This is a genomic window from Advenella kashmirensis WT001 (genome assembly GCF_000219915.2).
Taxonomy (GTDB): domain Bacteria; phylum Pseudomonadota; class Gammaproteobacteria; order Burkholderiales; family Burkholderiaceae_B; genus Advenella; species Advenella kashmirensis.
In genome coordinates this window covers 2,403,257-2,425,999 of sequence record NC_017964.1, presented here as the reverse complement: position 1 = coordinate 2,425,999, position 22,743 = coordinate 2,403,257, and the positions used below count along the sequence as shown (strand labels likewise).

Here is a 22,743-nt window from a genome sequence, read left to right as displayed (position 1 = left end):
GCGCGTGTAAAAAATTATCTGATATTTTTATTCTTCAATCTTGTTATGCGATTCTTGCAATGCCTTGTTCTTGGCCCTGGTATCCCAAACCACCAGCCCAAAGATAAGATTGCAAATGACCCATATCAAAATAATCATGGTCACACCCATACCTTCAGCATTTTCGGTACCACGAGGCAAGGCACTGGACTGCGATCCGCGATCAAATACCCCCATTCCGACCATGACCCAGCCAATCATGGCCAGGTTAAAAGCGATAAAAAGCCACTTGATGACCTTGCCGGTCAGGGTTCGCTGTGGTTCTTCCAGTTGAAAACCGCAAGAGACGCACTTGGTTGCCGCGTCTTCAAGTTCGGTAGTGCACTTAGGGCATGTTTTCATCGGACAGCTCCTGTCTCTATTTTTCTGGCACGTACAACAATCCATGTGGTTGTGGCTCTGTCTGCAGTCTGGCCGGCTTTGGTTTTTTACACCGTTTCCGGTCATTTACAGATGCCCTCTCATGTGCAGCAATATAGCAGTCTCGGGAGCGCCAGTGAACAAATTTCTTTTGCACGATGTCAATACCTGGCTCCTATACCCGGGAGCCGGCACTGTTAAATTACGAGGCGACCGCGACTCAAGGCACTGCTTGCACGTATTACATTTGCAAGTATATGCGCTGGTTCATGTATAGAGAATCGGTTTGTTACAAACTAGATCCGGATCAGTCGCTTGCCCAGGTTTTCACCGCGATACAGCTCGGCAATGGCACCGGGCGCGTGAGCAGGCCATCGGTGATGTGCTCACGGTAAGTTAGTTTTTTGTCCCTGACCAGTTGCTCGAGCTGCTCAACATAAGAAGCATAGGTGTCCTTGTGGTCGAACAGAATAAAACCCTGCATTCGGGCCCGCCGGGTCAGCAAAATACGGTTCACGCGAGGGCCCATGGGTGGCGGATCCCAGCTCGGTATTGAGGCTGTGCCGCATACAATCACACGGGCGCCGATAGCCAGATGCGGCATGACTGAATCTGAAATGGTTCCTGCCGTGTTATCAAAATAAACATCCACGCCGTCCGGGCAGGCATTTTTGAGAGCTTGATCAATATCGTCGGTTTTGTAGTTAATGACATGATCGTAGCCAAATGCTTCATAACATGCTTTGACTTTTTCAGGTGAACTGGTCAGGCCGACCGTACGACAGCCCATTGTTTTGGCCAACTGCCCCACGCAAGAGCCCACGCCCCCGGCAGCGGTGGATACAACGACAGTATCACCTGGTTCGGGGGATCCCAGTTTGTCCAGTGCCGTGGCGGCCGTGATGCCATTCAAGCCCAATACACCCAGGTACAAAGATGGGGGAAGATCGCTGGCGGTTATTTTCTGGACAATCGCCTCGGGTTTGACTGTGGCGCAGGTTTGCCAGCCAAACCAGCCCATCAGGCGTTCGCCTTCGCTGACTGTCGATACGTTGGATTCGACGACTGTTCCTACACAAAGCGAACGCATCACGTCGCCCACGTTTACGCTGGCGTAGTTGTTGGCATCGGCCAGCCAGCCACGCATCGCCGGATCAACCGACAACCATTCATTGCGCACCCGAATTTGCCCAGGTTGCAACTCAGGAACCGGCTCCTTTTCCAGTCGGAAGTTTTCTGCGGCGGGAATGCCTGTGGGTTTGGAGATGACCCGGATGACTTCGTTTTCAAGCGTATTCATATTTCCCTCTACATGTGTACAATCGTCTGTCAGACGATTAAGAATCAGGTCCAACCGTACTCAGAATCGAGTCTCGCATATTTGCCTGGGGGGCCAGTGCTATAACGTTAAAGACCGGGAGGAGGTGACACCTGTCAATGTGTACGGTGTCAACTTCGCTGGCCTGGCAGGACTCAACGCGGTTCGTCGTGTATTTCAGCTGATATGGGTTTCGGCTGTCCTGCCAATATTCTACCTAGGGAAACGATAGGCAGTGCAGGGAAAGGGAGCCAGGCAGAATCATTTGGGTAAAGGGCCCCAGCGTCAAGGCTTGTAAGCAAGTGCTGCGTCTTGGCGCAAGCGGGTCACGGCCATGTCGATGAATGTGCGTACTTTTGCTGCTGCCTGCCGGTTTTCACGGTGAATGACATGGATAGGCAGGGGGCTGGCTCGTAATCCTGCAGTACGATTTCCAGTTTTCCACAAGCAAGGTAGGGCGCTATCTGATACGACAGCAGGCGCGTGATTCCGAATCCGGCGAGCACGGCCTCGATGGCGGCATCATTCGTGGTGAGGGTTAGCCGTGGCGTCATGCGAATAGCGCTGGTTTTGTTCTGATGAACAAACCGCCATTCCGGCACGGGTGAAATACCACTGGTCGTAATAATGGTATGCGCATGCAATTGATCGGGTGTTACCGGCGCACCATGGGCAGACAGGTAGGCCGGAGTAGCGCACACCACGGTACGAACCTGTCCGACCCGGATGGCTTTCATGCTTGAATCGGGCAGATGGCCAATGCGCAGGCCGAGGTCCAATCCTTCTTCGATCATATTGACAACCCGGTCGACAAACAGGGAGGCCGCATTTACCGCTGGGTAACGTTGCAGATACTCAACAATAATTGGCGTTACAAACATTCGACCAAACAGGGCGGGTGCGGTAATGGCCAGGCGCCCTCGGGGTTCGGTCGTGATGCCCGATACTGCCTCATCCGCTTCATCCGCTTCGGTAATCACCCGTCGTGCATCTTCAAGATAACGGATACCTGCTTCGGTAGCCCGGACAATACGGGTGGTGCGGGTCAGCAAACGTACGCCCAGATACGTTTCCAATTCGGAAATGGCACGCGTGACCGCCGGTGCGGACATGCCCAGCTACGGGCTGCAGCAGAAAAGCTTTCTGCTTGCGCTACCGCCACAAAGATTGACATGGCACGCAGACGATCCATATATTATTCCGATATATGCAAGAGTGAAATACATTGTACGACTATTCTTCAATATAAAGAAATACTGCATAGTGATGGTGTCTGCAATAACCTTGCAGTATCCAGTCAAGACACAACAGCCGGAGCGAGCATCATGTCACGCGCATTTTCAACCATCACGTTCACACCTGCCGTCCGTGCAGCGCAAGAGCAATATGGCAGTCGTCAAAGAAATATCCTTTTTGAAGAAGATCCGCAAGAGCGCAATGAAATAACCGAGCGGGAACAGGCGTTCATTCCCGATATTGATACCTTCTTTATGTCCAGTGTCGGCGCTAACGGCTGGCCTTATGTGCAGCACAGGGGCGGCCCCAAGGGTTTTTTGAAAATTCTGGATGAACATACATTGGGATTTGCTGATTACACCGGCAACCGGCAATATATTTCTGCCGGCAATCTGATGCACGATGACCGTGTCATGCTCATTGTGATGGATTTTGCCCATCGCCGGCGCCTGAAGATATGGGGCCGCGCGCGCATCATTCACGATGCCGATGAGCCGCAATTGCTTGCCCGCCTGCACACGCTAGCCTATCGCGCCCGGGTGGAGCGCGGATATATCATTACGGTACAGGCGCTGGATTTTAACTGTCCGCAACATATTACGGCGCGCTACACCGCAGATGAGTTTGCGGCCATGAACACGACAAAGGAGCCCCAATGATTACGCTCTATGACCTTGCCGCTTCTGGCAATTGCCACAAAGTACGCCTGCTGTTGTCCTTGCTGGGCGTCCAATATCACAGTCGTGCTGTCAATTTTCCGGACAGTGAACATAAATCTGCGCAGTTTTTACAAATGAACCCGTTTGGCCAGGTGCCGGTGCTGGTTGATGGCAATGTGATGTTGCGCGACAGCCAGGCGATCCTGGTTTACCTCGCGAAACAGTATGGCGATCACGGCTGGCTTGCCGCAGATGATTCCAAAACCTTGGCGCAGATAATGGCGTGGCTGTCTACTGCGGCCAATGAAGTTGCGCGCGGGCCCAATGACCTGCGCTTGCACTACAAGTTTGGCCGGCAACTGGATCTTGTTGCGGCCCGGCAGATAACCGAGAGGCTGTATGGTATCGTTGAGCAGCAGCTTCAGGTATCAGACTGGCTTGTCGGCAACCATATAACCATTGCCGATATCGCAATCTATCCATATATTGCATTGTCGCCTGAAGGCCAGATTAGCCTGGCGCCTTATCCGGCGATACGGCAGTGGGTCGGGCGTATACAGGCATTGCCAGGATATGTGGGCATGCCCGGTATGTATAGGCTTGCCGAAGAATGACTTTGCCAGACATTTACTATTGCGCTTACTTTACAAAAAAAGGACATTGTTTATGGAAATGACACCTGAAATACGCCAGCCGGTACCGCCGTTTACATCGGAATCGGCCGTCCAGAAAGTGCGTCTGGCCGAAGACGGCTGGAATTCACGTGATCCGCAGCGTGTATCTCTTGCCTATACCGTAGATAGCAAATGGCGGAACAGGGCAGAGTTTATTAATGGCAGGGAACAAATTGTTTCCTTTCTGACGCGCAAATGGATCAGGGAGCTGGACTACCGTCTGATCAAGGAATTATGGGCTTTTGATGGTGTCCGCATCGCCGTGCGGTTTGCCTATGAATGGCACGATGATTCGGGGCAGTGGTTCCGGTCGTATGGCAATGAAAACTGGGAATTTGATGGTAATGGATTGATGTTGCAGCGTCATGCTTCCATTAACGATCTTCCCATCGCCGAAAACGAGCGCAAATTCCGGTGGCCACTGGGACGACGTCCCGATGACCATCCGGGCCTGAGCCAGCTGGGCTTGTAATGTGCCAGCCTAGTCGTGGGGAATGATGGTTACCGGACATATGGCCGAATGGATGACAGCATAGCTAACGCTGCCGAGCAATCCGGAGAACAGTGGGTTGGTACCGCGCGAACCCATCACAATCATTGCTACCGGCGAGTTGCTGTTCTGCCTGTCGGTAATTTCCTGAACAATGCAGTTTTTGGCGTCGCCAATCAGCAGTTTGACTTCATGTTGCGCGTCCGACTGCTGTAGCGTGGCTCGGGCCGGTTCGGTTACTTCATTGAACAATTGTTGTTGGTATTGTTCAATATCTTCATGATTGAACAGTGCCTTGGCGTGTACTGTGTGAAAGCTTGGCTGCACATTTACCGCAAGCAGTTTCATGCCGGCCATTTTTGCCAGCGAGATGGCCCAGTCCAGGGCTTTGCTCGCGTTTTTCGATCCATCAATTGGGACTAAAATGGTTTTGCTCATCATATACCTCCCAGGAACAGAAAATAGGCGCCCCGTATGTGAATGTCGGGGATGTTAGTTAAGTGTATTACAACCACAACTGTAATTATTGATGTAAATCAATTTATATTCAGAATAATGTAAGAAATATTTTATTACGTTAATTGTCAAAACGGTTGATAGCCATGAGGACGCTGTTGTGGAAATTTGTATTGGGTTATTTGCAGGCTGAAGTGACGGACCGCACTGCAGGGGTCTGCTCCAGACTTTTTTTGTGCCTTGTAGATAAAAGAAGTCCCGGCCATTCATCGTATTTCATGTCCATCAACGGACTTGAATGGCTAGCCAAAAGATCTAGGAACAGATGCCGTTCAGTGGCCAGGCCTCCCTGGACAGCAGGCGTGGCCACTGAATGGGTTAAAGGCTATAGGCAACCCCATCACGTCCCGGGTCTGCCGCGCCGGATAACGCACCGGTCTGGTCGATATGAATGGCATGTACCCAGGCTATGGTGTGTCCAAATGGGTTCCTTGCTACCTGATATCCCATTGCCTCTACTGCACGGCTCACTGACCGCGGAATACGATTTGATATGTCGACGATATTGCTGGTCGACGAGAACCGGGCAGCCGAAACTGCGGCGTCAATTGGCATACCAAAATCGACGACATTCAGGATGGTTTGCAGAACACCCATCACGATTTGTGTGCCTCCTGGTGCACCCAGTATTATTTCCGGTTTATCGTTTCTAAAAACGATACTTGGGCAGGACGAAGTAAAGCGTGATTTTCCCGGAGCAATACTGCCCGCACGACCTGGGCGTGGATCAAACACCCCCATGCAGCCGTTATACATAAATCCCAGTCCTGGCGTAATAACGCCAGACGGCATACCCAGCGAATGCGTGATAGCGACACAATTGCCATCGGCATCGACAACAGATAAATGCGTGGTGTCTTTCGGTGGTGCAATTGCATCGTTAAACCGGGGCACGTCGATCTTTTGTCCTGCGCTGATCATCTGTGCAATTGCGGCGGCATATGGCTTGGACAATATTTGATCCAGGGGAACGTCGACAAACGCCGGGTCTGCGATATGGTGGTCTTTGTCAACCGTAGCCTGTTTCATTGCCTCACAGACCAGTTGTATATAATGAGCGCTATTGTGTTTGTAGCCCGGCAAATCGAAATGCTCAATGATATTAAGCATTTCGATGAGCATTGCGCCGCCTCCCGGTGGCTGATTGGTCGTGATACGGCGATCGCGGTACGTGCCGACCAGCGGCCGGTTCACGGTTGGTTCGTAAGCCGATAGATCGTCCAGTGACAGAATCCCGCCCTGATTGCTCAAGTCAGCGATCATTTGCTGCGCCATGTCTCCGCGGTAGAACGTATCTGCGCCATCGCGCGCGATCAACTCCAGCGTTGCAGCATAATCCCGGTTATACAGCGGTGTTCCAATAGTTTTGGGCGAACCGTCGGCACGGCAATATAAATCTCGTCCGGATTGCGTAAGCGCCAGCCGCTCGCGATTGGCTGCCCGGCCTGCCAAGGGCTCGTCGATCCAGAAGGCATACATGGCTGGACGCACAAAGTAGCCGCCGCGCGCCCATTCTATCGCCGGTGCAATTACGTCGCGCCAGGGCAGGCGACCATGGCGTTCATGCATGCGCTTCAGGCCCAGCAATGTGCCCGGTACGCCGATCGATTGCGCTCCCAAGTCATTGAGCCGTCCCTTGATTGAAAAACCAAATCCGTCGCGCGCTTCGCCCTGCAGAAGATGTTCCCACATATCAGCCCGAGCCAGGCCCGGTGCGGGCGCGTGAAAATCCACATACTCATGCGTTTGCTTGCTGGGCAGATAGAGCGCTGCCGTGCCAAACCCAGCAATTCCGCACATCAAGGGATCAACCACAGTCTGGGAAAAAGCACAGGCTACTGCTGCATCCACCGCATTGCCTCCCGCCTGCAGAATTTCGATGCCTGATTCTGCGGCCTCGGGTTGAGGGCAGACTACCATGCCATGTCTATTCATTTGTCATTCCTGATTATTTGACGTTCAGATTCAGGTCGCCCACGGCTTGTTGCCATTTGGCAGTATCGCGAACAGTGAAGTCGATCAAAGCGGACGATGGGCCAGGCATTGCCCGGACCTGAACGGCCGCGAATTTCTCCTGGGCTGCCGGATCATTCAGGAAAGTTTGTGTTGCTGCGTGCAGTTTCTTTATTACCGTGTCCGGTGTGCCCGCCTTGACAGCCACAGCGCTCCATCCAATGTTTTCAAAACCCTTCAGGCCTAATTCGCCCGCGGTAGGCACCTCAGGTAGTTCGGGAACACGACTGTCATTGAAAACCAGCAGAGGTTTTAGTTTGCCTTCCTTGATCAAAGGCAGGGCGCTGCTTAAGACCGGCGCTACAATCTGGGTGTTTCCTCCCACGGTAGAAACAATACTGTCCGGTTCGCCGCGATAAGGGATATGCAGCATCTTAAAACCCGCCTGCTTCATCAGCATTTCCACAACCAGGTGTGTGGAATTGCCATTGCCAGAGGACGCAAAAGTGATTTTTTCAGGATCTGACTTGGCCGCTTGTTGTAAATCGTCGTAATTGTTGAAACCGGATTGGGGGCTGGCTGCTAGGACAAACGGCACTGTGGTGAGCATGCCAACGCCGGCGAAATCCTCTTCAGGAGAATAAGACAGGGGTTTGTATACGAATTTGTTGAGCACCATCTGGGAAACGCCGGCCAAAAACAGCGTATAGCCGTTGGCTGGCTGGGACAACACTGCCTTGGCTGCAATCACGCCGCCCGCACCGGGCTTGTTCTCTACGACAACCGGTACGTTGAGCGTTTTCCCAACGCTTTCTGCCCACATGCGTGCAAGATTGTCTGTGCCGCCGCCAGCTTGCTGGGAAACAATAATTTTTATCGCGCGTTGCGGAAATTCATCTGCGGCATGCGCCTGACCCAGGCAGGCCAGCAGCAGTGCAGTAGGGATCAGTTTGTGTAGACTGGAGTAAACTCTCATGTTTATGCCTTATCGAATATTTTGTGATTCCGCCTATTGTATATAGTTGAACGCGTGAAAATACCGGATATTTCTATGAAATTTTATGGATGGAACATGAGTGAATACTCATATATCAAGTGCAAATAGTATGGCCTGGGCACGCCGCCTCAAGGTACGACATCTGGAGTATTTTCTTATTCTCAGAAATGCCGGGACATTATCCGAGGCTGCTCGTGCATTACATATGACGCAATCGGCAATGTCTCACTGGCTGAACGAACTTGAGACATTGCTTGGCGTCAGGCTAGTTGTGCGTGGCCGACGGATCAGGTTTACGTCGGAGGGGGAGGTTTTGCTGCGTCTGGCAACCCGGCTGATAGGAGATATTGCCAGAACCCAGGATGAACTGGAATTGCTGGCTCAGGGTGCGCCAGCCAGTCTTCATGTGGGCAGCGTAACGGCGGGGCTGGCTCATCTGATTCCCAATTCAATCTGCAGCTTTCAGATGCAGGTCCCACAAATTGCGATTCATATGACCGAGGGCGCTTTTTCGTTGTTGCTCGAGCGGCTGGAGGGCAGGGAACTCGATATTGTTGTCGGTTCCATAGATGCAAGGGCCTATGCGGCCGGTCTGGCCCATGAAGTACTGTTCGAAGACCGTATTGTGGCGATTGTCGGCTTGCAGCACCCTATACGTCAAAAAGCGAAGCCGCTGTGGTCGGACCTGGTGCCGTATCCATGGATCATGCCTGAAAAAAACACGCTCATGCGAAACCGGCTGGACACCGTATTGCTGGAAAATGGTGGGGCGGGTGTGCGCCCGCGCCTGGAAACCGCGTCCATTATCATTATTGAGACAGTTTTGAGGCAGACTGATTACGTTGCAGTGTGTTCGGCTTCGTTGGGAGCACATTTGCATCGCTTGGGATTGGTGCATGCTTTGCCGTTGACTGCTGGCTTCGGCCCCGTAGGAGCTGTGTATCGTGAAGGTGATTCGCACCCGGTACTCGGCGATTTTCTTGCCGAACTTCGGAGGCAGGCTGATCGACTAAGGACGGATGAAGCTGGCCCTGGCGTGGTGTTGTGAAGCTATTCAAGCCGCGATAAACCCGGTATTAACCTGTATGGTCGGCAACATTGCGTCGTCCTGGTCACGCGTAGGTTGCAGTCTGGTGGCTGCGGTCGCAGTTATTTCGCAGGCGCACATTGTCTGGCGCATCTGATGAAATTTCTGGCGCTTAGCAAAACAATGTCATCTGAAATGTCAGCATATAGGGCCGACCACTGAGCTGTCATAAGGCAGCAATAGATGGTTCTTATGATGAGCACTTTATTTTTTATAACTGAGTGAAGTAAACATCATGTTAAATATTTCCCGGCGCCAGATAGTCTTTGGTTCTCTGGCCAGTACCGCGCTTTCGTTGATTCCCAGTGTTCTGCAGGCACATAACAATACGAGCTCCATCTCTGCTCCACTTTCCAGTTCAGATGCAGCATGGAAGCATATACAGGAGCTTTATGCAGTCAACCGGGAAATAACCAATCTGGAAAACGGGTACTGGGGAGCAATGCCTAAACCGGTGCTGGCGGCTTACAAAGAGAACACCGATTTCATCAATACCAATAACACCATTTATGCACGCGCCCAATTCAGTGGCGCGCTGGAAAAAGTGCGCGAACAGGTCGCGCATGCCGTTGGTGCAGACGTCTCGGAAATTGCGCTAACACGTGGCGCAACAGAAGCTCTGCAAAAACTGATCACTGGCTATAATGGGTTGCAGCCGGGCGATGTTGTTGCCTATAGCGATCTGGATTACGACTCCATGCAGTATGCAATGAATTGGCTACAGCAACGTCGTGGCGTGAGGGTGAAAACATTCAATATTCCGGAACCGGCTACCCGACAAAATATTCTGGAAACCTACGAGAAAATTTTAAGTACGCCTAAGTTAAAGCTGCTTTTATTGACGCATCTTTCTCACCGGACGGGGCTAGTCATTCCTGTAGCGGAGATCGCCCAGATGGCCCGGACCCAGGGTGTGGACGTGATTGTGGATGCTGCGCATTCATGGGGGCAAATCGACTTCAATGTGAAAGACTTAAGTGCCGACTTCGTGGGCTTTAATCTTCATAAATGGATATCGGCGCCGGTCGGTGTGGGCTTTATGTATATTTCAAAAAATCGACTGATGGATATCGATCCGGACTACGCAGACGAAGATTATGAATCCAATGATATCCGTTCGAGGGTGCACACGGGAACCACCAACTTTGCCGCCTTGCTCACGGTTCCCGTTGCACTGGATTTGCACCAGAAAATATCGGCAAAAGCCAAGCAGCAAAGGCTGACTTATTTGCGAGATTACTGGGTAGACGCACTCAGGAGTAATAAATCTGTCAATGTATTGACGCCTGATGATGCCAGCCTGCATGCAGGTATTACCTCCTTTCGGTTGGGCAACGCGCGTGACAAGAAGCAGAATGATGGCTTGGTAAAAACATTAAGAGACCAGTACGGTATCCTGACGGTGCGCCGTGGCGGTATTCATAACGGTGACGCTATCCGCGTGTCGCCGGCGCTTTTCACTCGTGATAGTGACATGGACAAGTTTATTGTTGCCATGAATAAACTCGGTAAATAAAAATAAAAAGCAGGTTAAACAGAACCGCAGTAAATTAAGCACATTTGTGTTGGACCATCAAGTTCATTTGTGCTCGATCGCTTGCTTCGTGCCCTGCGCGAATGCAGCGGTGTTGTGAATTGCGAGAGGCTAGCGTACATGTAAAATGCGCCGGCCTCTCGGCTGTCGTCCATTTTCTACGATTTGCATCTTGCCGTGCTATCGGCTATGGTTTGTTCTTTATCTTCAGGCCTTGCCAGTTCACTATCCCGGGACAATCATGTTGAATATAACCATTCGTAACGAACAGCCGGCTGACGTCGATACTATTGCGTATGTAACCAAATCAGCATTTGAATCAGAGCAGTTTGCCAGCCATACTGAACAGTTTATTGTCAATAGCCTAAGGCATGCCAAGCAGTTGGTGGTCTCTTTGGTGGCGCTTTATGAAGGCACAATAGTGGGCCATATCGCGTTGTCACCCGTTGGTATCTCTTCGGGTGAGCCGGGCTGGTATGGTCTGGGGCCTGTCAGCGTGCTTCCTCAGTGGCAGGGGCAGGGTGTTGGTACGCAATTAATCCGCTCAGCTCTTGCCCAATTGCAGCGCATGGGTGCGCGCGGCTGTGTAGTGTTAGGCAGCCCGGATTTCTATGGCCGTTTTGGCTTCAAGGCCAATTCGTCTTTAGTGTATGCCGATGCACCAGCCCAGTATTTTCAGGCGATCTCTTTTATCGGAGACATGCCCCTTGGACAGGTGTCTTTTCACAAGGCCTTTGAAGCCACCGAGTAGTTCCACTTTGCGGCCTTTATTGATACGACCGCAGATGTACAGCTTCCATTGTGGCGCTACGACTATTGCGTGCGATCTCATGCAGGAGGACTACGGCAGGATGCTCGGGAATAAAAATTATGAAATATGAATTGGAAGAAATATATACTTTTCAAATGCAATAGGATCAATCAGATCGTTGAATATCTGGAGAACACTAACGTGAAGAGAACCATTTTAATCAGGGTATCTTTCCTTGTCTGCCTGGGCACATTCGGCCTAACAGTGAATGCGGCTACTGCTGTTGCGCCATCGGCTGCTGCCGGCAATGCGCCGAGCACCAGCGCTAAATCGGAAGAAACGTTCCTTACAGGCACATTCTCAGGTGACGATATTGAACTGAAGCTGGATCCCAAGGGGCGATTTGTGCTTAGCGGCGGTGCAGTGGGAAAATCGTTGCACGGGAACTGGACTATGGAAAAATCAGGCTTGCATACGTTGTTGCGCCTTAGCGCCGACGAGAAAAATGAAGAAGATTGGTTATTTGGTGTCCGGTCCAGGAACACGCTGCAGGCGGTGGATGAAGGAAAATTGAAAGTGCTGGACAGGCCATTGGATATCAATGAGGATGCCGGCGTACTGACGCGCGTCAAATAGGGCGAGGTATGCTCGCGGGACGGCTGGACAGTAGAGGCTACTGTCATTGAAAGTGAAAGCGCGCGAGTGTGTATCAACTGCTGCTGCGATGCGGCATACTCCGGCCTGCCACCGTATAATGATCGTGTAATGAATAAAGTCGGGGATTGTCATGGATTTGTGGGCCCAGTTAATCGGGATATTGATGGTGGCAGCTACGGTCGTGGCCTTCTTTTTTGCGCCATCAGGAAAAGAAAGGGAGCCGCTTTACGTGCGCCAGATCGTCGCCTCGGTATTTGCATTCAGCGCGGCCGCCGTATGTGCTTCTCTTTTTTACTTTTCCCCATCTGATACCGAAGGCACCGAAATTGCTTTTGCAATCCTCAGCGCATTGGTCATGATTGCAATTCCCTGTTGGTACGCGTTCAGAAGTAAAAAAAATAATAAGAAATAGAACATTGATCCGTTTTTTTGTATGAACAGGCCGGCCTCGGGATGGCTCCTGATGGCGAGTGTGACGGAGCAGAGTAAATGGCATACGTACACAAATTCGATTTAAACAGAGCTGGCCGGGATTTCGTTGTTGGCGACATCCATGGTCACTATACAGAGCTGATGCAGGCGTTAAAGGCCGTAGCTTTTGATACAGGCAAAGATCGGCTTTTCTCGGTGGGCGATCTGGTCGATCGCGGCACAGAGAATGAAAAAGTTATTAATCTGATCGACATCGGCTGGTTTTTTCCGGCTTGCGGCAATCACGACGACTATGCCATTCGCTATCATCGCATTGGCCGGATGGATGAAGACAATTATCGGCTTAACGGTGGAGGCTGGTTCATTGACAAGGACGCTGACGATCGGGAAAGCCTGGTTACCAGGCTGGAACGCCTGCCAATGGCCATAGAGGTTGCGACGGCAAACGGACGAATTGGTATTGTTCATGCAGATGTACCGTGTCGAAACTGGAATGATCTGGAAAACTATTTCGTTTCCAAATCACACCGCCAGCGCGCGATGTGGTCGCGCGATCGATTTGAACGCCAGGACGTGACGCGGGTAGCCGGGGTCGATCATGTTATCGTGGGCCATAATTGCCACCCAACGGTTATGACACTTGGCAATGTTCATCATATTGATACAGGCGGATGGCTACCGGGTGAGTACAACGGGTATTTCACTTTGCTGGAAATCAGCAAGCCCGGGCTGCTGTGACCGCAATAGTTGACCAGCGAGCAAACTTGGCAGTCGTTATGCAAGTATCAGGACAGGGTGAATCAAATGGCGCTCTTGGCTGGTATTGGGCTCGCGGTTGCGCCAAACAGATCAGGCAAAATCAGATTACGAATCAGGAGTCCTGCAACGCTTCCTCAAATACAGATTACACGATATCTGGCAGGGTTCTGATACTTTCTTTAAAGAACCGGCGCTTGGGCGCAGACAAGTCTTGCAGCTGCTTCCTTGAAGCGTTGCTATTTCCAGTTAATATGACTCGTCTACCGTAATGCTGACAATGTACAAATTGACTGACAGATGACGGATAATTTACATCGGTGTGAACTGGATTTGTTTTCAAGGGAGGAAGGCCACGTGTTAAAAGCTTTACTTATTATTGATATGCAAAATTTCGTTGTGGACAGGATTGAGCAGGGTGTTCAGTACTATCCAGAAAACTGCATCGAAAACATGAAACGGGTGCTCGAGCAATTCAGGCAGGCCGGAAAGCCAGTTGTGCATGTTCGCCATCAATCGGTCGAAAAAGAGTCGATTTTTCACGAGAATTCCGTATTGTCTTTGCCGCTGGCTTCGTTCGAAGAATTAGCAGACGAACCGGTATTCATCAAAAGCACGTCGTCCGCTTTCAGTTCAACTGAACTATTCTCCTATCTGCAAACAGCCAGGATTTCGGAGCTCGTCGTGATTGGCGCAGTGGCAGGTTTCTGCGTTAATTCGACCGTTAGAATGGGGGCAGATCTGGGACTTAAGATCACAGTTGTGAAAGATGCTGTTATTAGCTTCGAACTTGGCCAATATGAGCTTGGAGCAGTGCAGATTCACAACGTGACGCTTGCTTTATTGGATGCGGACTTTGCTTCAGTCATTGCCTGTTCGCAGTTACAGGTCAGTTGACAATCTGCACATTTACAAGATGCAGTCCAAGGGAAGGACATCACGTGGCCTAGGCAGAACGCCGAGGACGCTCCCTATCAGCTTAAAAAAATATGCAGTAATTTAATCTGGCGTAAATTGGCCGGAGCCAAAACGTGTTGACGGCTCATAGGCATCTACCGCAGCAATGGGATTAGAACCGTTGATATACTACGAGACTTTCCGTCTACCCAACTTGGGGCAGCCGTATTCAAGTTGCGCCGATGCGGGGATTTTCAACAAAACGAGGTGAAGAATGATTGATGGGTTAATAGCAGGCAGACTGTACGGCAGCGCCAAACAAGGTACCGGCAAAACGGGCGATACCTATACCACCGCCAAAGTGAAGGCGACGGCAGGCAATGGCGAAACCTGTTGTGCAGTGTCATTGCCTTTGAGGATAAAGCCCAGACCGCGCTACTGGCGTTAGATGATGGTGACAGCGTAGCCTATCGGGGACGCTGACACCGAAGGTATGGACGGACAAGGCAGGTGACACCCGCCCGACGCTGGATGTCGTTTGCCATATTGTGCTTACTCCATACCAGGTGAAGCGCAAGCGCCAAGCGGTGGATGAGGGCGAAGATCACACCGAACGCTGAACGCTTAAAGTAATACAAGAGCAACATAGCACAGGATGACTTTAACGTCTGTCCGTATATATTTGCCCTAAATCAATACGCGGCGCAACGCCCCGTAGAAGCAGGAAGGACAGGTAAACGAATGTCCGGTTTGATTGGGGCGTCGACCCACGGAAGTGGAGGTCTCGGCATCCCGCTTGAATTTAAGCCAACGCATGTCCAGCTCGGCTAGTCTATGACTTCATCACCTCGGCAATCAGTTCGACAGAACGCAGTCGAGCCTGATGGTCGTAGAGGTCGGAGACGATCATCAACTCGTCGGCACCTGTTTCGGCAATGAACGCTTGCAAACCTGTGCGCACGGTATCTGCGGAGCCGACAACCGAACACGCCAGCATGCGCATGGCCTGCGCCTTTTCCCCAGGCGACCAGTAGGTTTCGATATCGTCGATGGGCGGCTTGCTGACCCCTTGCCGTGCCCGGAACATGTCAACAAACGACATCTGCTGGGTGGTCGCGAGTCGCTTTGCTTCATGGTCCGTATCGGCGGCGATGACGTTGATGCCGGCCATTGTATAGGGCCGGTCAAGTTGTTCGCTAGGCTTGAAGCGGCTTCGATAGATGTTCAGGCTGGCAGCAGCATGTCTGGTGCAAAATGTGAAGCGAAGGCGTAAGGCAGGCCGAGTTCGGCCGCCAGCGTCGCTCCGAAATTGCTCGAACCCAGTATCCACAGTGCACGTTGGTTCCGGCCGCCGGCACGGCAATAATGCGCTGATCTGGCGCGGCAGGCGCAAGAAACGCCTGGAGTTCCTGCACATCCTGAGGAAATTGTTCGGAGGCGCTGGCAGGGCGCCGCATCGCTCGCACTGCGATCTGATCGGTGCCCGGCGCGCGGCCCAGTCCCAGATCGATGCGTCCAGGGTAGAGTCGCTCCAGCGTGCCGAACTGTTCGGCGATGATATAGGGCGCGTGGTTCGGCAGCATGATCCCGCCGGCGCCGACCCGAATCGTCCTGGAGCCGCTGGCGATGTGGGCGATGGCTATGGAGGTTGCGGCGCTGGCAATGCCCACCATGTTATGGTGCTCGGCGACCCAGATGCGCTTGTAGCCCCATTCCTCTGCATGAGATGCAAGGTCTCGGGCGTTGTCGAGCGCCATCCGGGCGTCGGTGTCTTGCGTGATTCGGACAAGTTCCAGCAGCGAGAGGGCCGTCATTTCGACTCCTTCCCGGCAGCGGAATGCTCGATCGCATCGATTGTCTCATGCAGCGCGACGGCGTCGCTAAAACTGGGTGCCGAGCGTGTGTCCGATCGGATATCCTGCGCGATCAAGGCATAGACGCGGGCGACATTGCGGACGACCGAATTATCCGGCCAGCCGCTATAGGCTGACGCGGGCGGCGTCAATGGAGCAAGCTCGCTCGTATCACCGTTTGCGCCGCGAATGACCAACTGAACCATCTGTCCGTGGCCACTGGCACCTGTTACCTGGATGTCGCCTTCCGTGCCGTTGATCTCCCATAGCAGGTTGGTGCCGCGGGACATGCCTCCACGATAATGGATCGAGAACGTGGCCCCGCTCTCAAGCGCGCCATGTACGAGGATCTGGTCATGCGAGGTTGAGGGAATCGTCTGCTCCGTATCGGTAACGTACACCGTATTGCGGCGGTTGATCATGCGTGCGGACAGATGGTTAAAGCCACCCAGTACTTCGCGCATACCGGCAAGCATGTGTCCCAGTGGGATGCTGAGCAGGGTAGCGCCATTACTCTTGTCATAAAGATAGGCATGGGCTGCGTCGGTTTCGCCGCCCCATGAGCCACCACTGCCCACAAGCGTCGTCGAGAGCACCTCGCCAACATAACCGTCGGCGATGAGTTGGCGAAGGTGTTCAACCTCCGGGGCAACGCGCATTTGTGTACCGACTGCTGCGACAACGCCCTTAGTTTCGGCCAGATCAGCCAATTCCCGCGCCTCGGCCAGGCCGTTGCCTAGCGGCCATTCACAATAAACGTGCTTGCCCGCGTTCAACGCCGCTGTGACCAGTTCGCGGTGATGCGGTACCTTGACAGTGACGACGACCAAGTCGATCTCGGGCGAATTGACCAGTGCTTGCGCATTCTCAAACGCATGAGGCAGGCCGAATGCTTCGGCGGCTTTTTTTGCGCTGGCAAGGCTGGTGTTCGCGACGCCGACCACCACAAACTCGTCGGGTAGTGATTTGAGTGCCGGAATATGGGCCTTGGCGGCCCATTGAATGTCCGGATTAAGGCCGATGAATCCAATGCGGATTGGCTTGTCAGTCATGTGGTGCTCCAGTTTTGCTAATGGGGTAGGGCAGATCGGCCGCATCCTGGGCCGTTTCGCTATTGAGATATCCGAAGGCGAGGATCTCCTCTATTTGCTCCGGGGTTGCGCCATATTTGCCGGCCTTGTCATGGACGAAGGCCGAGCCCACTGCGCTCAGAAACAGCGCGGGCGCGGAAACCGACTGCCTGGCTGCGCCTTCGGCCTGGGCGCGTGAGAGAAACTCGGCCGTTATCGTGACGAGTGTGCTACAGGTGACGGCCAATGGCGATGCCTGGGCTTCGAAAGCATCTATGAACGGTTGAGGCAGACCGTTGAACGCATTGAGATAGTCCTTGAGCGCTATCATCCAGGCGCGAAGCGCAGTCTGCGCGCACGGCTTCGCTGAGGCTTCATCACGACGGGACAGGAGCTCCTCCTGCCGTTCATGCAGCACCTCGCACAGCAAGTGTTCGCGCGTCGGAAAATGGCGATACAGCGTGCCGGGTCCGACCTTCGCTTCACGCGCAATTTCGTCGAGCGACGTATTCACGCCATACGCAGCAAAGTGCCGCGCCGCGATTTTGAGAATGCTGTCGCGGTTTCGCCGCGCATCTGCACGCAGTGGGCCCTTCTCTTCGGGCTGATTCGTGGTCATAGGTAGGTCCCTTTCGACACTCCAGCAGGTTAATAGAGACATGCTTCAGGCTGCACGTTTATTATATGGAGATAGTCTCCGTATAATAAACGGAGACTATCTCCGTGTCAATCCGATGCGACCAGAGGGAGTGAACGCGGACGGCACGATATTGAAGGTGCACGGGACGCTGGAAGGACCTGGTTTGGGATACATTCTAAAGGTGTGTACGGACACATATCGCTCAGGGGCATCTTCTTTGGGTGCTTGTTTTTCCCAAATCTATGCCAATACGTTGAACGAACGTTAGAGGCCTTGGTATTTGGACATAAGAACATAAAACGGGCAAGGAATACGGCAATTGCCTGACCGTCAATATGCCGCAGGCCAGTTCTGATAGATGGGCGTTTACCAAAGTCGCGTTGCGCAGGCTACAGCAGATGATCACGCTGGATGCCATTCACGCAAGGCTTGGAACGGGGTCGCTAAAAACGGGAAGCATCGGGTTTCATGACCTAGGGAATTGGTATAGGCGCCAGTAGCGTAAAACACCAGGTTATACAACCAATTGGGAAGATGTTTTGACTGTACGGGCCTGATTAACGCCAATAGCTAAGTCTGTGTTACACCGAGTTTTGTAAGGCGCTCCTGTAGCCCTTTCCATCGGCGTGAAACCGTAGGGTTTTTTAATGGATCCTTCATAAACAGGCGTTGCGCCCGGCCATCCAATGTATTTCTCTGAGCCCTAAACTGCTTCATTATTGTTTCGACTTGCTCCCTGGTCCAAAAATCGGTCTCCGGTAGTGGATTCAAAATGCTGAAGTTTTTGATGAATAAAGGACCGATTTCGTTCACTATGATGTTATTCAGGCTTTCGAGTGAGTAACCCATGGGCGCAACGTTTCTTGCGATAATATCTAAGTGCTGGTCGAACTCTTCTTGTGTCTGTTCTACATTGACAAAAATTTCACTGAGCGCGGTCCATATATCGAGCCGCTCTTTAATTTTTTGATCGGTAAAGTCGACGGGATTCTTAGCCATGTTAGAAAATTCCGTTGAACGTGTATTCCATTCCCAGTCCGCCAGCTATGGCGCCAAGTTTAGCTGACCAGGTGCTCATAGCGTCACTTTTTCTATTATTCATCTAATTTACTGCTGGCGCGCTTTATTTCTAAGTACAAGGATTAACGCCAGTAGCGACATTGTCGCGCCGACAATAAAAGTATATTCGGGACCAAAACTGTCCCAGGTTAACCCGGCCACCACGCTGGCAAACAACATTGCAACTCCGCTGACCAGGTTAAAAAAACCAAAAGCAGTGCCGCGCAGATCTGCGGGTGCGGTGTTTGCAATCATGGTTGCCAGCAACCCCTGGGTCATTCCCATATGCAGCCCCCAGATGGCAACCCCGATAAGCACAATTGCCCAATGGTTACTGGTTGCCAGCACCAGATCGGCAATGATCAGGACCACCAGCCCCCACGTCAACAGCGTACGATGGCTCATGCGGTCGGACAATTTTCCTATTGGATAGGCAGACATTGAATACACCAGGTTCATGATCACCAGCACTAAAGGCACCAGTGCGAGCGCCAGACCGCCTTGCTGGGCCCTGAGCACCAGAAAAGCCTCGCTGAACCGGGCCAGCGTAAACACGGCGCCAATGAACACCACCCACCAATAGGGTCGATTCAGGCGTTTGATGTTTTCCAGTTTAATAGGATTGGTTCGCTGAGTGCTCGCTTTATGTGCCGGCTCTTTCAGACCGAAATAAAGTAACGCCACAGAAATAAATGCAGGGATCGCAGCCAGCCAGAATATAGTGCGAAAATCATTGGCCAGCAGGAGCATCAAGCCGATAGCCAGTAGCGGACCAAGAAACGCGCCGATTGTATCCAGAGATTGTCGCAAACCGAATGCCGCGCCGCGTATGTCGGGTGAGACTAAATCAGCAACCAAGGCGTCGCGCGGTGCGCCGCGGATTCCTTTGCCGATTCTATCGGCAAAACGCGCTGTAAATACCATACCCGGTGTTCCTGCTATCGCAAAAAAGGGCTTGGATAGGGCGCCTAATCCATAACCGAGCACCGCGAGCCCTTTGCGTTTACCCAAATAATCACTTAAGGCGCCAGAGAAAATCTTCACGATTAATGCCGTTGCCTCGGCGACGCCTTCAATGACCCCCACCACAAACATGCTTGCGCCAAGCGTAGAAACCATGAAAACCGGGAGTAGACTGTGGATGATTTCAGACGAAATATCCATAAACATGCTGACAAAGCCGAGTATCCAGATCCCTTTTGGAATCTTTGCAGAAGTGGCCGAGTGTGAGATATTCATGGTTCAATGGCTCACTTCAAAAAAGCCGCAATACTGATACTACATGGATTGTGCTAGTCCGGGCATTGTTGACGAGGACGATCTGGGCAGGGGGCATTTTTGAACGGTTGGTTTGGTCAGCGAGCGCGACGGTTAAATAGACAAAATCGTCTGAATTGGTGCGAGTATAAAATGAAGATTTGATAAAAGGCGAGGTGGTTGACCAATTGGCATAGAAATATTCCGTGGTGAAAAGAGGAGTCATAAGCATCTAAGCCAAATGGATAGAGAACGCTCAGCATTTCGCTTCATAATGATACGACATCACTGTTTTCAAATTCCGCAGAATGCCCGAATCTCCGATTGAGTGAATGTGACGTCTATGGCTTCATCAGGAGTCATATCCTGTAGCGCTTCAATCATGGCTCGAAAAAGAGCGACGGCAGCAGGAGATAGGCTGCGACCCTTTTTTTTAACGACATAGAGCTTGCGACGTATGCCTGGGCGCGCCAGGATACTGAACCTGAGTCCTTCCACCACCAGGGATCTGGCCGCGAGCGCGGGTAGTGCGCTGAAGCCGAAGCCGCGGCTGAGCAGTGCCTGAAGTGCTGCCACTCCGCTGACTTCATATACTGTGTTCTTGAACAACCCTGCAATTTTCGGTTCGCTGTCCAGCAGTATGCGTATGCCATTGGCCTTGCTCAGTCGGACCATGGTGTGTTTCGATAACTTATTCCATGTCAATGAGGCGTGCTCGTCATTCAATGGATGTTCAGCACCATACACGGCGCCATAGGCATCGGTAAGAAGAAGCGTGGCATCAAGTTCGGGAATCGGTTCAAACAGGGTGGTGACCCCGAAGTCCGCTTCGCCTGATAAAACTTGCTGGGCAACGCTCTGGGTCGTGCCCTCAGTAAAGCGAGTGTGAATGCCTGGGTGCTGTCGTGCCAAATCCATCAGTGCGGGAGTGAGCACGTAAGTAATGAAAGAACCTGCCGCGCATACCGAAACGGATCCGCGTTCTCGTTCGGCAACCATCCGTAAATCGTCCAGCGCGTCTTCCAGGTCCCGCAGTATACGCTGAGCAGTCGGCAAAAATAGTTCCCCTTGCCTGGTGGGTATTACCGATCTGGTGGAGCGGTCAAACAGCTGCAGACCAACCTCATCCTCAAGTACTTTAATTGACGACGTCAAGGTAGATTGCGTGACGTGCAGGCTATCGGCGGCCTTGGTAAAGCTGCCTTCTGCTGCAACGGCGATAAAGGCACGCATCTGTTTTATAGTGATATTTACCATTGACAAAATCCATTAATGAATAGAAATTATTCGTTTGTTCAAGCATTCTCTCAAGTTTAAACTATTTCCAGATTATTCATTTTTACACAGGAAAAGTAATGAACAGCGCGCAGAAAAGTTATGTTGAAAACGTTCCTGAAACGGTTACAGGAAAGGCCGCCTGGTACGGACAGGACATGTCCAACCGTTCCGAGTGGATCCACCAACTTGGCTCTGAAGATATTAAGGAAATTGACCTGGCCATTGCCGCTTTTCACGCCGGCGGTTTGTCCATGGCAGACATTAGTCCTGAAACGTTTCCCTTGCCTGGCTTAACGAGAAAACTGGCTCGGATTCTGGCTGAAATTATCGACGGGCGCGGTTTCGTGTTATTGCGCGGCTTACCAGTAGAGCGATATGGTAAAGGCGATTCAGCAATCGCCTATCTTGGTATAGGCTCGCATCTTGGGAGTTTCCGCTCGCAAAATGCCAAAGGACACCTGCTCGGTCATGTGCGCGATATGGGCGCAGATATCAATCAGGCCAAAACGCGTTATTATCAGACGAATCGCGGTCTGGAGTACCACACGGATTCTTGCGACATTGTGGGCCTGCTTTGTCTGCAAACGTCAAAAAGCGGCGGAGAAAGCCGTATTGCAAGCTCAGTGACCATTTATAACGAGATGATGCAGCGTCGACCTGATTTGGCCGCCGTGTTGTTCCATGCGTTCCCCACGGATCGGCGCGGAGAAGTACCCGAGGGTATGAAGCCGTGGTTCGAAGTGCCTGTCTTTAACTGGCACGCAGGACATTTGACGACAATTTATTCCGGACAATACATCCGGAGCGCACAAAACAATTGCCCCCAGGCAAGGCGCCTGACACAGACCGAGATTGAGGCGCTGGAGATGCTGGACAATCTTACCAACGATCCTGCGATTAATCTGCAAATGGAGTTCAAAGTGGGCGACATGCAGTTCCTGCATAACCATCAGATCCTGCACTCTCGTACAGACTTTGAAGACTGGCCCGAACCGGAACGTCGTCGGCATCTGCTAAGGTTGTGGTTGTCGCCAAAAACGGCACGACCGTTGCCAGAGTGCTTTGCTGCCCGGTATGGTTCATTGGAACCAGGCAATCGGGGAGGCATTGTGGTCAAAGATACCCGCCTTAACTTTACGCTTGAAGATATCTGAATCGGCTTTGCTGCTCTGTTTGCTCAGAAAGCGCCAATAGAACAATCATGATGGATATCACTATTGTGATAACAAG

21 protein-coding genes and 2 pseudogenes are annotated in these 22,743 nt (G+C 52.0%); 11 read left to right on the top strand and 12 right to left on the bottom strand.

What is annotated here, in order from left to right; genetic code table 11:
- Positions 1-27: 27 nt before the first annotated feature.
- From TKWG_RS11380 to TKWG_RS11370, 3 genes and pseudogenes are all read right to left on the bottom strand, one after another.
- Positions 28-381 carry a zinc ribbon domain-containing protein gene (locus TKWG_RS11380; RefSeq protein WP_014750974.1) on the bottom strand — a complete coding sequence of 118 codons (354 nt, stop codon included), beginning with the start codon at positions 379-381 and terminating at the stop codon, positions 28-30.
- Positions 382-706: 325 nt separating this feature from the next.
- The gene (locus TKWG_RS11375; RefSeq protein ID WP_014750973.1) at positions 707-1,699 is read right to left on the bottom strand and encodes an NADP-dependent oxidoreductase; all 993 of its coding nucleotides are present in this window, start codon (positions 1,697-1,699) and stop codon (positions 707-709) included.
- 303 nt (positions 1,700-2,002) lie between these two features.
- Positions 2,003-2,909, bottom strand: a pseudogene (locus TKWG_RS11370) (LysR family transcriptional regulator).
- Positions 2,910-3,042: 133 nt separating this feature from the next.
- On the opposite strand from TKWG_RS11370, the gene TKWG_RS11365 reads away from it, so the two are divergent.
- From TKWG_RS11365 to TKWG_RS11355, 3 genes are read left to right on the top strand one after another with little or no spacing between them, the layout of a single operon-like run.
- Positions 3,043-3,612: a pyridoxamine 5'-phosphate oxidase family protein gene (locus TKWG_RS11365; RefSeq protein ID WP_014750971.1), complete on the top strand. Its 570-nt coding sequence runs from the start codon at positions 3,043-3,045 to the stop codon at positions 3,610-3,612.
- The gene (locus TKWG_RS11360) at positions 3,609-4,226 is read left to right on the top strand and encodes a glutathione S-transferase family protein (protein WP_014750970.1); all 618 of its coding nucleotides are present in this window, start codon (positions 3,609-3,611) and stop codon (positions 4,224-4,226) included. The genes TKWG_RS11365 and TKWG_RS11360 overlap by 4 nt, the downstream gene beginning before the upstream one ends.
- Positions 4,227-4,278: 52 nt before the next feature.
- Positions 4,279-4,758, top strand: a complete 480-nt coding sequence (locus TKWG_RS11355; RefSeq protein WP_014750969.1) for a nuclear transport factor 2 family protein — start codon at positions 4,279-4,281, stop codon at positions 4,756-4,758.
- Positions 4,759-4,767: 9 nt separating this feature from the next.
- Here TKWG_RS11355 and TKWG_RS11350 read toward each other — a convergent pair whose 3' ends face one another.
- The 3 genes from TKWG_RS11350 to TKWG_RS11340 all read right to left on the bottom strand — a co-directional run bounded on the left by TKWG_RS11350 (position 4,768) and on the right by TKWG_RS11340 (position 8,221).
- A complete protein-coding gene (locus tag TKWG_RS11350) occupies positions 4,768-5,217 on the bottom strand; it encodes a universal stress protein (protein ID WP_041709422.1) in 450 nt (149 codons plus the stop codon).
- 393 nt (positions 5,218-5,610) lie between these two features.
- The gene (gene ggt / locus TKWG_RS11345) at positions 5,611-7,227 is read right to left on the bottom strand and encodes a gamma-glutamyltransferase (RefSeq protein ID WP_014750967.1); all 1,617 of its coding nucleotides are present in this window, start codon (positions 7,225-7,227) and stop codon (positions 5,611-5,613) included.
- 13 nt (positions 7,228-7,240) lie between these two features.
- Entirely contained in the window at positions 7,241-8,221 is a 981-nt protein-coding gene (locus TKWG_RS11340; RefSeq protein WP_014750966.1) for a Bug family tripartite tricarboxylate transporter substrate binding protein, read from the bottom strand.
- Positions 8,222-8,351: 130 nt separating this feature from the next.
- Here TKWG_RS11340 and TKWG_RS11335 point away from each other — a divergent pair, with 130 nt between their 5' ends.
- The 7 genes from TKWG_RS11335 (at position 8,352) to TKWG_RS11305 (ending at position 14,356) form a co-directional block, all read left to right on the top strand.
- On the top strand, positions 8,352-9,290 hold the full coding sequence (locus TKWG_RS11335; protein ID WP_014750965.1) for a LysR substrate-binding domain-containing protein: 939 nt from the start codon (positions 8,352-8,354) through the stop codon (positions 9,288-9,290).
- A 493-nt stretch (positions 9,291-9,783) separates the two neighbouring features.
- Positions 9,784-10,845 (top strand): aminotransferase class V-fold PLP-dependent enzyme, encoded by a 1,062-nt coding sequence (locus TKWG_RS11330; protein ID WP_238534156.1) that lies wholly within the window; start codon positions 9,784-9,786, stop codon positions 10,843-10,845.
- Positions 10,846-11,104: 259 nt separating this feature from the next.
- Positions 11,105-11,614, top strand: a complete 510-nt coding sequence (locus TKWG_RS11325; protein ID WP_014750963.1) for a GNAT family N-acetyltransferase — start codon at positions 11,105-11,107, stop codon at positions 11,612-11,614.
- Between the two features lie 201 nt (positions 11,615-11,815).
- Positions 11,816-12,250, top strand: coding sequence for a hypothetical protein (locus TKWG_RS11320; protein ID WP_171815159.1), 435 nt, complete (start codon positions 11,816-11,818; stop codon positions 12,248-12,250).
- A gap of 151 nt (positions 12,251-12,401) precedes the next feature.
- On the top strand, positions 12,402-12,683 hold the full coding sequence (locus tag TKWG_RS11315; protein ID WP_014750961.1) for a hypothetical protein: 282 nt from the start codon (positions 12,402-12,404) through the stop codon (positions 12,681-12,683).
- Positions 12,684-12,760: 77 nt separating this feature from the next.
- Positions 12,761-13,441: a metallophosphoesterase gene (locus TKWG_RS11310; RefSeq protein ID WP_014750960.1), complete on the top strand. Its 681-nt coding sequence runs from the start codon at positions 12,761-12,763 to the stop codon at positions 13,439-13,441.
- A 375-nt stretch (positions 13,442-13,816) separates the two neighbouring features.
- Entirely contained in the window at positions 13,817-14,356 is a 540-nt protein-coding gene (locus TKWG_RS11305) for an isochorismatase family protein (RefSeq protein ID WP_014750959.1), read from the top strand.
- An 832-nt stretch (positions 14,357-15,188) separates the two neighbouring features.
- On the opposite strand, the pseudogene TKWG_RS11295 reads toward TKWG_RS11305, so the two are convergent.
- The 6 genes and pseudogenes from TKWG_RS11295 to TKWG_RS11270 all read right to left on the bottom strand — a co-directional run bounded on the left by TKWG_RS11295 (position 15,189) and on the right by TKWG_RS11270 (position 21,492).
- Positions 15,189-16,170 (bottom strand): annotated as a pseudogene (locus TKWG_RS11295) (LLM class flavin-dependent oxidoreductase).
- On the bottom strand, positions 16,167-17,261 hold the full coding sequence (locus TKWG_RS11290; RefSeq protein ID WP_014750957.1) for a Gfo/Idh/MocA family protein: 1,095 nt from the start codon (positions 17,259-17,261) through the stop codon (positions 16,167-16,169). The pseudogene TKWG_RS11295 and the gene TKWG_RS11290 overlap by 4 nt, the downstream one beginning before the upstream one ends.
- Positions 17,254-17,898, bottom strand: coding sequence for a TetR/AcrR family transcriptional regulator (locus TKWG_RS11285; RefSeq protein ID WP_014750956.1), 645 nt, complete (start codon positions 17,896-17,898; stop codon positions 17,254-17,256). The genes TKWG_RS11290 and TKWG_RS11285 overlap by 8 nt, the downstream gene beginning before the upstream one ends.
- Positions 17,899-18,489: 591 nt before the next feature.
- The gene (locus tag TKWG_RS11280; protein ID WP_014750955.1) at positions 18,490-18,918 is read right to left on the bottom strand and encodes a DUF7079 family protein; all 429 of its coding nucleotides are present in this window, start codon (positions 18,916-18,918) and stop codon (positions 18,490-18,492) included.
- Positions 18,919-19,026: 108 nt separating this feature from the next.
- Positions 19,027-20,217, bottom strand: coding sequence for an MFS transporter (locus TKWG_RS11275; RefSeq protein ID WP_014750954.1), 1,191 nt, complete (start codon positions 20,215-20,217; stop codon positions 19,027-19,029).
- Between the two features lie 312 nt (positions 20,218-20,529).
- The gene (locus TKWG_RS11270) at positions 20,530-21,492 is read right to left on the bottom strand and encodes a LysR family transcriptional regulator (protein ID WP_014750953.1); all 963 of its coding nucleotides are present in this window, start codon (positions 21,490-21,492) and stop codon (positions 20,530-20,532) included.
- 98 nt (positions 21,493-21,590) lie between these two features.
- Between TKWG_RS11270 and TKWG_RS11265 the strand changes: the two genes are divergently transcribed.
- Entirely contained in the window at positions 21,591-22,667 is a 1,077-nt protein-coding gene (locus TKWG_RS11265; protein WP_014750952.1) for a TauD/TfdA family dioxygenase, read from the top strand.
- Positions 22,668-22,743: the final 76 nt, after the last annotated feature.